The following is a 9249-nucleotide window of genomic DNA, read 5'->3' as shown; positions in this document are numbered from 1 at the left end:
GTCCACGGTGAACACCATGGCCTGGCGCGGTGCCATGGCCAGCATGACCGACGCGGACATGGCGCTGAACACCGAGAAGGCCAGCGGGTTCTCCGGGTGCACGAAGACGGCCATCGACAGGCCGAAGACCAGCAGCAGCGCCGCGCTCAGCCAGGCGGACCAGCGCACGGCCACGCCCAGGAGCAGCGTGAGGCCGAGGGCGAGTTCGGCGACGGTCGCCAGCACGGCGGCGGCCCGCAGGGGACCGCCCGAGAGGTAGGGAACGAGATTTCCGGTGTAGGTCACGAAGGCGTCGAAGGTGCCCCAGGCGACGGTGTTGGTGCCGAAGGGGCCCCAGAGCCCCAGCCGGTCGGCCACCGCCGAGAGGAAGGCGGCGGCCAGTGCGAGGCGCGCCACGACGGTGACGATCCGCCAGGCCGTATCGCTCTCGCCCGCGCCCTGTATCCGGCGGTGCAGGTGCTCCACCGCCCGCCCTCTCGTCGCGTCCTGCGTTTTCCGCGGCTGTGAATTCATACGGGGACCGTAGGTTCGCCCTCTGCGACTGGTCCACTAATCTGGACCAGTACGCGCCTTGCGGAATGGACCAGTCATGGATCTGCATCTGGACCTGAAACCCGGTCTGCCGCTGAAAGTCGCGGTCGAGTCCGCCGTGCGGACGGCGATACGGACCGGCCGGCTGCGGGCGGCCGATCCGCTGCCCTCCACCCGCGCCCTCGCCGCGCAACTCGGCGTCGCCCGGGGTACGGTCGTCGAGGCGTACGCGCAACTGGCGGCCGAAGGCTGGCTGATCACCCGGCAGGGGGCGCCCGCCCGGATCGCCCGCGGCGGTGACGGCGGGGGCAGCGGGGGCAGCGGGGGCGACAGCAGCCCGGGCAGGCCGGCCGCGGCGCCCGCCGCCGACCCGGTCCCGATCCCGGGCCCGTACCCGGCCGCGGCCCCCGTGCGGTGGGATCTGCGCCCCGGCGTCCCGGACCCGTCGCTCTTCCCCGGCCGGGCCTGGGCGGCGGCCGTACGAGCCGCGACGCACTCCGGCGCGGAGGTGTTCGGGTACGGCGATCCGCGGGGCCGCCCCGAGCTGCGGCGGGCGCTCACCGACTACCTCGGCCGGGCCCGCGATGTGCTGGCCACCCCCGCGCAGACGCTGGTGACCAGCGGATTCGCGGACGGCCTCGGCCTGGTGGCCGGGGCGCTGCACGACCTGGGCCTGCGGGACATCGCGATGGAGGACCCCTGTCTGGACGTGCACCGCACGGTGGTGGCGCGGGCCGGGCTGACCGTGCACCCGGTGCCCGTGGACGCGGACGGCCTCGACATCACCGCGCTCGCCGCCACCCCGGCCCGTGCGGTGCTCACGACCGCGGCCCACCAGTTCCCCATGGGCGTCACGTTGAGCCCGGCGCGGCGCAGGAAGCTCGTCGAGTGGGCGCGGCGCGTGGACGGCTATGTGATCGAGGACGACTACGACGGCGAGTACCGCTTCGACCGCAAGCCGGTCAGCGCCCTCCAGGCCCTCGATCCGGCGCGGGTCGTCTACGGGGGCACCGCATCCAAGGCCCTCGCGCCCGCGATGCGGCTCGGCTGGCTCGTGCTGCCGCCCCGGCTGTGCAGGCCCGTGATCGACCGGGTGGCGCGCCAGCAGGCGCCGCCGCTGGACCAGTTGGCGCTGGCCCAGCTGATCCGCGACGGCCACTTCGACCGGCAGGTCCGCCGTACGCGCGGTGAGTACGGACGTAGGCGCGACCATCTCGTCGCCGCCGGGCTGCCGCTCACCGGCATCCCCGCCGGCCTGCACGCCGTGCTGTCCGTCCCGGACGAGAAAGAGCTGATCGTCCGCGCCCGGCAGCGGTCCCTCGCGCTCCTGGGGCTCGCCCCGTTCTGGCACGGGCCGCCGCGCACCCAGGGCGTCATCGTCGGCTACAGCCGTCTGCCGAGGAGCACCGTGTACGCGGCGCTCGACCAGCTCATCGAGTTGGCCGGAGGCGCCCGGCCGGGAGCGGCCCGCCGGTGAGCCGAACGGCCCCCACGCGCCTACGCCCTCGCCGACGCCCTCACAGCCGCCAGGAGCGGATGCGGTCGGCGGCCGCGAAGACGTCGCTGTCGCCGGCGGCCAGTTCCTTGGTGAGCTCGACCAGTTCGCCGTACGGGTCGTCGAGCCCCTCGCCCGAGGCATGCATGTAGGAGATGGTGACGGCGCAGGCGAACCGCACGTTGTAGGCGGGCAGCGGCTTGAGCAGCACGAGGGTGTGCAGGAGGGCTGCCGCGCGCCAGGCGGGGTCGGAGTCGACGCCGAGGCGGGGCGGGTCGACGCGGTGCCGGGCGACGGCGGCGACCAGGGCGGAGAAGTCGGAGATCACGGGCTGGTCGGGGAGCGCGATCTCGTGCTGCGTGAGCAGCCAGCGGACGTCGATGTGGAGGATCGGGAGCATGGATCAGGCGGCCCGGCCGGAGGTGCCGGTGGTGGGACCGTCGTCTATCCCGGCGTCGGCGATGGCGGCCGCGAGGTCGGGGTCGTTGAAGACCCGGCGGAAGACCTCCGCGCCCTCCTTGAGCGCCCGGTGGTGCGCGATGGCATCGGCCGTCGACGCGCGGACGAACGCCTTCATCGTCATCCCGCGCTCCTGGGCGATCTCCCGGATCTCCTGGAGCTCCTGGTCGGGGAAGTCCACATTCAGGGCTGGCATGGGGCCACCGTACTGCTCAGGTACCCCGTCATCAATAAGTGCAGGTCAGAGATAATATTCACGGGTACTGGGAGGTGCGCCCCACGGCTGTGCGCAGCGAGCCGGGCCGGGGCGGACGCGAACACCGGCCATCGGGTGCGGGCCTGGTGTGGCTGCTGGGATAGGACGTCCCCGCCCGCCCTGCCCCGGCGCCCGCACAGCCGCGCGAGCGCCCCCGCCGAGCTGCGATTTCCCGCCGGGGGCCGGGCCCCGGCCGCGCGCCGCCGAGATCCACAAGGAGGCCCGAAACCTCATCTGTGGCAAGCCAATCCGCGCGAGTAGCGTCACTGCCCCCTGCTCCCGTAACGGAGGGCACGTCCCATGGCCGACACCGGGCAGCACGACCACTACGAACACTACGAAGGCGGCAGTCCCGAGGCCGAACGGCTGGTCTTCGAGCGGCTCGCCCGCGAGCTGATGCGCGTACAGCTCAAGAACAAGGAGACGAGCGGGGCCGCGCACCCGCAGCGGGCCTTCCACGCCAAGGCGGTGCTGGGGCTGGAGAACGCGCGGCTGCGGTTCCTCGACGACCTGCCGGCGCCGCTGCGGGCGGGCTTCGCCCAGCCCGGCGCCGAGTATCCGGCGCTGGTGCGGCTGTCGAACGCGAGCGGCATCCCGCAGCACGACGCGACCGGCGACATGCGCGGCGCGGCCGTGCGCGTCGAGGTGTCGGCGGAGGAGAGCCACGACCTGCTGACCACGAACTTCCCCGTGTCGCACGCCCGCGACGCCCGGGAGTTCGTGGCCTTCGCCAAGGCCATGGCGGGCGCCGGCAGCACGCTCCAGAAGGCGTTCGGGCTGCTGGTGAAGCTGCCGCTGGCGGTGGGTCTGACGGCCGCGACCCGGATGCGGCGCAATGTGCAGGCGGCGACCCGCCGCAAGGTGGACAGCCTCGCGGCGGAGACGTACTGGAGCCGCGGCGCCATCCTGTGGGGCGAGGCGGGCCCGGTCCGTTACCAGCTGCGCCCCGCCCCCGGCGCGCCGCCCGCGCCGAAGGCGGACCACGCCGACCCCGGCTATCTGCGGCGCGAGCTGGCGCAGCGGCTGACCGGCGGCGACGTCGCGTTCGAGCTGTGCGTGCAGCGGTTCGTGGACGAGCGGCGCACGCCCATCGAGAACGGCGCGGTGGAGTGGAAGGAGAGCGTGGCGGCGGTGGTGCCGGTCGCGGTGCTGACGCTGCCCGCGCAGGACATCGACACCGCGGAGGCCCGCTCGGCGGCGCGGCGCGTCGAGGAGCTGGCGTTCAACCCCTGGTACACCACGGACGAGTTCCGTCCGCTGGGCAACCTGAACCGGGCCCGCAAGGTCGCGTACGAGGCGAGCAGCGCGCACCGGCTGGGGCTGCGGTTCATGACGGTCGAGCCGCGCCGCAACGTGGTGCTCGGGGTGCCCGTACGGGCCGTCTTCCGGCTGGTGAACCGGTTCGTGCCGTGGCACAAGCTGCCGTTGCAGCTGAGCCTGCTCAACCTGGTCGCGCTGCGGCAGGCGCTGCGCCGGTACAACCTGATCGACACGGAGGTCCGCGAGGCGCCGCCGCAGGCCGTGTCCGTACCGCCGCCCGTCGACGAGCAGGCGCGCACGGCGCGTACGTACGACGGCACGTCCAACGACCTCTCCGCCCCCCAGATGGGCGCGGTCGGCGCGTCCTTCGGCCGCAACCTCAAGCCGGACTACCGCCCGGACCTCTTCGACACCCCGAACCCGGTGACCGTCAGCAGGCAGCTGCTGACCCGTGAGGAGTTCCGGCCCGCGACCTCGCTGAACATCCTCGCCGCGTCCTGGATCCAGTTCCAGGTGCACGACTGGGTCAACCACCGGCGCTACCCGGCGGGCAAGCGGAACGTCGAGGTGGCGCTGCCGCCGGGCAGCCCCGACTGGCACAACACGCCGGGCGGGCCGCCCGAGAACGTGATGCGGTTCGCCGACAACGAGGGCGTCGAGCAGCCCGGCAACCGGCCGCCGATCCTCTTCTCCAACACCGCCTCGCACTGGTGGGACGGTTCCGAGGTGTACGGCGAGAACGAGGAGACGGCGCGCTCGATGCGGGACGCGGACGGCGGCGCGACGCTGCGTCTGGAGGAGGGCCATCTGCCCGTCGGGCACGACGGCATCCCGCTCACCGGCTTCAGCGAGAACTGGTGGCTGGGCCTGAGCATGATGCACACCCTCTTCGCGCGCGAGCACAACGCGGTCTGCGGCGCGCTGCGGCACGCCTACCCGACGATGAGCGAGGAGCGGATATACCAGACCGCGCGGCTGGTGGTCTCGGCGCTGATCGCGAAAATCCACACGATCGAGTGGACTCCGGCGATCCTCGCCACCGAGGCCCTGGACATCGGGCTGCACACCAACTGGGAGGGCCCGCCGGACAACTGGCTGAGCAAGCTCGGCCTGTGGCTGCTGGACGCGCACGCGCTCACCGGCATCCCGCAGACGCTGCCGGACCACAACGACGTGCCGTACTCCCTCACCGAGGACTTCGTCACCGTCTACCGGATGCACCCGCTGATCCCGGACGACTTCGAGATGCGCGAGCACCACTTCGGGCAGCGGCTGGAGACCCTGGGCTTCAACGACATCCAGGGCACCGCGGCCGAGTCCGTGGCCCGCAAGACGGGGCTCACCGACTCGCTGTACTCCTTCGGCATCGCCCACCCCGGCGCGATCACCCTCAACAACTTCCCGCGCGCGCTCCAGCACTTCGAGCGCGACGGCGAGGTGATCGACCTGTCCGTCGTGGACCTGGTGCGGACCCGGCGGCGCGGCGTGCCGCGGTACAACGACTTCCGGGCCGGGCTGCGCAAGCAGCGCATCCGGCGGTTCGAGGAGCTCACCGAGGACCCGCGGACGGTGGCGCGCCTCAAGGAGGTGTACAGCTCGGTCGACGAGATCGACACGATGGTGGGTCTGTTCGCCGAGAACCCGCCGACCGGTTTCGGGTTCAGCGACACCGCGTTCCGCATCTTCATCCTGATGGCCACCCGGCGGCTCCAGAGCGACCGGTTCCTGACCGTCGACTACCGGCCCGAGGTCTACACCCCGCTGGGCATGGACTGGGTGGAGCACGGCTCGATGAACTCGGTCATCCTGCGGCACTGCCCGGAGCTGGCGGCCATGCTGCCGCGGCACGGCAGCGCCTTCGCCCCCTGGCGGCCGGTTCAACCGGCGCGGGGTCCCGGCGCCGAGGGCTGAGAGGACGGCGATGAGCACAGCAGCGCACGAGGGGCTGGACGACCTGCTCGTCCGGCCCCTGCTGGAGACCGTGTGGCGGCGGCGTACGCACCGGGTGAGCCGGGGCGCGTCCGTCTCCGCCGGGTCGATGACCTACCACTCCCCCAACTCGCCCGAGCCGCTGGGCGAGCTGGAGCAGGCGGTGCTGATCGCGCTGACCGGCTGCACCGGGCTGACCATGCCGGACCGGCCGTTCGAGGACCCGCGCGACGGCAAGCCGATCATGTCGAAGCCCAACCTGACGATGGCGGGCCGGGCGGCGGGCAGTCCGGACAACGCCCAGGGCACCCACTTCTTCATGATCGACGACAGCGGCACATACTTCCTGCGGAAGCTGCCGCCCGCGCCGGACGTGCCGTTCGACGCCGCGAACCTGATCGAGCGGGCCCGCCTCGCGAAGGTCAAGGTGCTCGATTCCCGGCTCGACGTGGCCGAGGGGCTGCGGGACTTCCCCGCCTATCTCGACTCGAACCGGTTCCTGTCCAACCTGCCGGGCAGCACGGTCTTCTTCCCGGTGGTGGACCTCTCGCACCAGTACATCAACGGGCTGATGTATCTGCTGACACAGCCCGACGGGGCCCGGCCCACGCTGGTCGACGACCGGAACTTCTACCGTCCGGCGGGCGTGAAGAAGTGGGTCAAGAACGGCTTCCTCAACGGCGATCTGAAGCTCCCGCTGGGGGCGCTGGGCCCGCTGCGGACCCAGATCGAGGCGGATCTGCTGCTCCAGAACCTGATGCTCGTCGCGGACGCGATGGGGCTGGGCGCGTGGATCCACGCCTCGATCAACCCGCAGATCGCGCTGGGCGACCCGAAGTTCTCCCGGCTGTACGGGCGGATGCTGGGCTTCTCGTTCGTCACCCCGCGCTGGCGGCTGGCGGACATCTGGCGCTGGCACGTACCACTGCCCAAGTACGCGAACACCCGATCCCACCCCGTCGGCCTGGAGCGCGGCGGCGAGCGGCTGATCGAGGCCGCGTGCCCGCCCTACCAGGCGTCGATGCCGGCGGCCGTGGACGCGGTGATCCGATCGAAGTTCGGTCCGGGCGGCACGTACACGGACAAGGACGTCTTCGCCCGGATCTACAAGGAGGACTACGGGCAGCGCTATCTGGCGGAGGCCAGTGAGTACGACGAGCGGGTCATCGAGTGCGCGCGCGACATCTGCTCGTACATCTTCGACACGCACGGCCGGTTCCCCGCCCATACGGACGCGATCCATGTGCCGGGGGTCTGGCTCCAGGCGCACCATGTGGAGCTGGAGTACTACGACCGGTTCTTCAACCAGGGCGTCGCGGACGCGCACCGCAGGCACGCGGGCCTGTGGGAGAGCGACGGCCACGGCTGACCGGGCCGTTCGAGAGCCGTTCAGGGCCGGTCCCCGGCGCGGGGTCCGGCCCTCGAACGCGGGCGGCTACGGCGCTACAGCAGCGAGGACACCACGCCGGCCAGCGCGCGGCCGAGGTCCTCGTTGTTCTCGGGGGTGAAGTGGACGCCGTCCTTGCCGTCGGTGGTGATGAACTCCCCGGCGTCGGCGAAGGCCGCGCCCGAGGCGTCCGCCAGGGCGCGGTAGAGGACCGCGAGCCGAGCGGACTTCTCCTTGCCGCCCTTGAAGACCTCGCCCCGCCACGGGCCGGTGAGCTCCCCGAGCGCCGGGGGCGCGACGACGAGCGCGCGGGGCGCGGGGTAGCCCGTGCCGACGCCGCCCGCCGACTGGGCCGCCTGGCTCAGCAGCACGGCCATTCCCATGGCGATGTCGTAGGGCGTGCGGGCGAAGTGCGCCTTGGTGTCGTTGGTGCCGAGCATGATGACGACGAGGTCGAGCGGAAGATGGCTGGCGAGCGCGGACGGCAGATAGCGGGAGCCGTTGAGCCGGGGGTCGAGGGGGTCGTCGGCGGAGGTCGTCCGGCCGCTGAGCCCCTCCTCCACGATCTCGTACCCGTCGCCGAGCGCGCCGGCCATGACGCCCGTCCACCGCTCCTCGAAGGGATAGCGCCGGGAGAGCTCCCCCTCCGCCACGGGGACCCAGCCCCAGGTGAGCGAGTCCCCGAAGCAGAGAATGCGCTTGCTGTCCGGCATATGGCGGCTCCGATGCTCGGTTCTTCGCCGCGCCGTTCGCGCGGCCGTACCGAAGAGTACGCACCGGTGCGCGCGAAAGGCCGGTGCCCGTTGATCCCCGCTCAGACGACGGGCGGCACCACGCAGTCGATGAGGTACGGGCCGGGGTCGGCGAGGGCGCGTTCGAGCTGGGCGGTGAACTCCTCGGCGGTGGTGGCCTTCGCGGCGGGCACGCCCATGCCGTTGGCGAGCGCCACGAAGTCCAGTTCGGGCCGGGACAGGTCCAGCAGGCCGCGGGCCCGCTCGCCGGCGGCCGCCGCGCCCACCTGCTGGAGCTCCAGGTTGAGGATCGCGTAGGAGCGGTTGTCGAAGATGACGGTGGTGACGTCGAGGTTCTCGCGGGCCTGCGTCCACAGCGCCTGCATCGTGTACATGGCGCTGCCGTCCGATTCCAGGCAGAGCACGGGCCGCCGCGGACAGGCCACGGCCGCGCCGGTCGCCACGGGCATGCCCTGGCCGATGGCGCCGCCGGTGAGGGTCAGCCAGTCGTGGCGGGGCGCGCCCGCGGTGGCGCCGGGCAGCCAGAGGCCGGAGGTGTTGGACTCGTCCACGACGATCGCGTCCTCGGGGAGCAGCGCGCCGATGGCGTCGGCGGCGGACTCGGCGGTGAGCGGGCCGGTGGGACGGTCGGGCCTGCGGGCGGCGGCGACCTCGGGGGCCGCGTCGGGCGCGCTCTCGGGCGCGATCTTGTGCGCGATCTTGTGAGCGAACGACGGCAGCGCCCGCGCCGCCTGCTCCGGCGTCGGCGCGAGCGTGTGCACCTGGCAGCCCTCCGGCACCAGATCGCCGGGCTTGCCGGGGTAGGCGAAGAAGGTGACGGGCGAGGCCGCGCCGATGAGTACGAGGTGGCGCAGGCCGGCGAGCTGGGCGGACGCGGCGTCGGCGAGGTAGGCGAGCCGCTCGGCCTCGGGGACGCCCGCGCCGCGCTCCAGGCGGGCCGGGAAGGTCTCGCAGAGCAGCCTGGCGCCGGTCGCCCGCGCGATCCGGGCGGCGGCCTCCAGCTCCGGGCCGCGGGTCGCGGCGGCGCCCAGGAGGATGGCGGCGGGCTCGCCGGACGTCAGCGCGGCGGTGACGGCCGCGAAGTCGGAGGGGGTGGCCCCGGAGCGTACGCCGAGTCCGGTGGGCGCCGGCTTGCCGCCGTCCGTCCAGGAGACGTCGGCGGGCACGATCAGCGTGGCGA

The 9249-nt window shown here is 72.8% G+C and carries 7 protein-coding genes and 1 pseudogene; 3 read left to right on the top strand and 5 right to left on the bottom strand.

Annotated features, from left to right (window positions below):
• A pseudogene (locus tag ACFU99_RS21555) lies at nt 1–513 on the bottom strand (hypothetical protein); the annotation flags it as partial.
• Between the two features lie 76 nt (nt 514–589).
• Between ACFU99_RS21555 and ACFU99_RS21550 the strand changes: the two are divergent.
• Nucleotides 590–2008: a PLP-dependent aminotransferase family protein gene (locus ACFU99_RS21550; protein ID WP_384394359.1), complete on the top strand. Its 1419-nt coding sequence runs from the start codon at nt 590–592 to the stop codon at nt 2006–2008.
• Nucleotides 2009–2048: 40 nt separating this feature from the next.
• Here ACFU99_RS21550 and ACFU99_RS21545 read toward each other — a convergent pair whose 3' ends face one another.
• The gene (locus tag ACFU99_RS21545; RefSeq protein ID WP_384394357.1) at nt 2049–2426 is read right to left on the bottom strand and encodes a toxin Doc; all 378 of its coding nucleotides are present in this window, start codon (nt 2424–2426) and stop codon (nt 2049–2051) included.
• 3 nt (nt 2427–2429) lie between these two features.
• Nucleotides 2430–2681, bottom strand: coding sequence for a hypothetical protein (locus ACFU99_RS21540; RefSeq protein WP_384394355.1), 252 nt, complete (start codon nt 2679–2681; stop codon nt 2430–2432).
• A 360-nt stretch (nt 2682–3041) separates the two neighbouring features.
• Between ACFU99_RS21540 and ACFU99_RS21535 the strand changes: the two genes are divergently transcribed.
• Both ACFU99_RS21535 and ACFU99_RS21530 read left to right on the top strand, forming a co-directional pair.
• Nucleotides 3042–5912, top strand: a complete 2871-nt coding sequence (locus ACFU99_RS21535; RefSeq protein ID WP_384394353.1) for a peroxidase family protein — start codon at nt 3042–3044, stop codon at nt 5910–5912.
• Nucleotides 5913–5922: 10 nt separating this feature from the next.
• The gene (locus ACFU99_RS21530) at nt 5923–7299 is read left to right on the top strand and encodes a hypothetical protein (protein ID WP_384394351.1); all 1377 of its coding nucleotides are present in this window, start codon (nt 5923–5925) and stop codon (nt 7297–7299) included.
• Between the two features lie 74 nt (nt 7300–7373).
• Here the strand turns inward: ACFU99_RS21530 and ACFU99_RS21525 are convergent, their stop codons facing one another.
• Nucleotides 7374–8030, bottom strand: a complete 657-nt coding sequence (locus ACFU99_RS21525) for an SGNH/GDSL hydrolase family protein (protein ID WP_384394349.1) — start codon at nt 8028–8030, stop codon at nt 7374–7376.
• Nucleotides 8031–8131: 101 nt separating this feature from the next.
• Nucleotides 8132–9249: acetolactate synthase large subunit (locus tag ACFU99_RS21520; protein ID WP_384394347.1), on the bottom strand; the 1118-nt coding region annotated here is incomplete at its 5' end.

The sequence above is a fragment of the Streptomyces sp. NPDC057654 genome, assembly GCF_042800135.1.
Classification (GTDB): domain Bacteria; phylum Actinomycetota; class Actinomycetes; order Streptomycetales; family Streptomycetaceae; genus Streptomyces.
The sequence above is the reverse complement of the archived record's forward strand: the minus strand, read 5'-3'. Positions and strand labels throughout refer to the sequence as shown.

Excerpts from the sequence above, each read along its gene's own strand:
- ACFU99_RS21550 (WP_384394359.1), top strand. The coding sequence starts at position 590 with ATGGATCTGCATCTGGACCTGAAACCCGGTCTGCCGCTGAAAGTCGCG.
- ACFU99_RS21535 (WP_384394353.1), top strand. The coding sequence starts at position 3,042 with ATGGCCGACACCGGGCAGCACGACCACTACGAACACTACGAAGGCGGC.
- ACFU99_RS21525 (WP_384394349.1), bottom strand. The coding sequence starts at position 8,030 with ATGCCGGACAGCAAGCGCATTCTCTGCTTCGGGGACTCGCTCACCTGG.
- ACFU99_RS21545 (WP_384394357.1), bottom strand. The coding sequence starts at position 2,426 with ATGCTCCCGATCCTCCACATCGACGTCCGCTGGCTGCTCACGCAGCAC.
- ACFU99_RS21530 (WP_384394351.1), top strand. The coding sequence starts at position 5,923 with ATGAGCACAGCAGCGCACGAGGGGCTGGACGACCTGCTCGTCCGGCCC.
- ACFU99_RS21540 (WP_384394355.1), bottom strand. The coding sequence starts at position 2,681 with ATGCCAGCCCTGAATGTGGACTTCCCCGACCAGGAGCTCCAGGAGATC.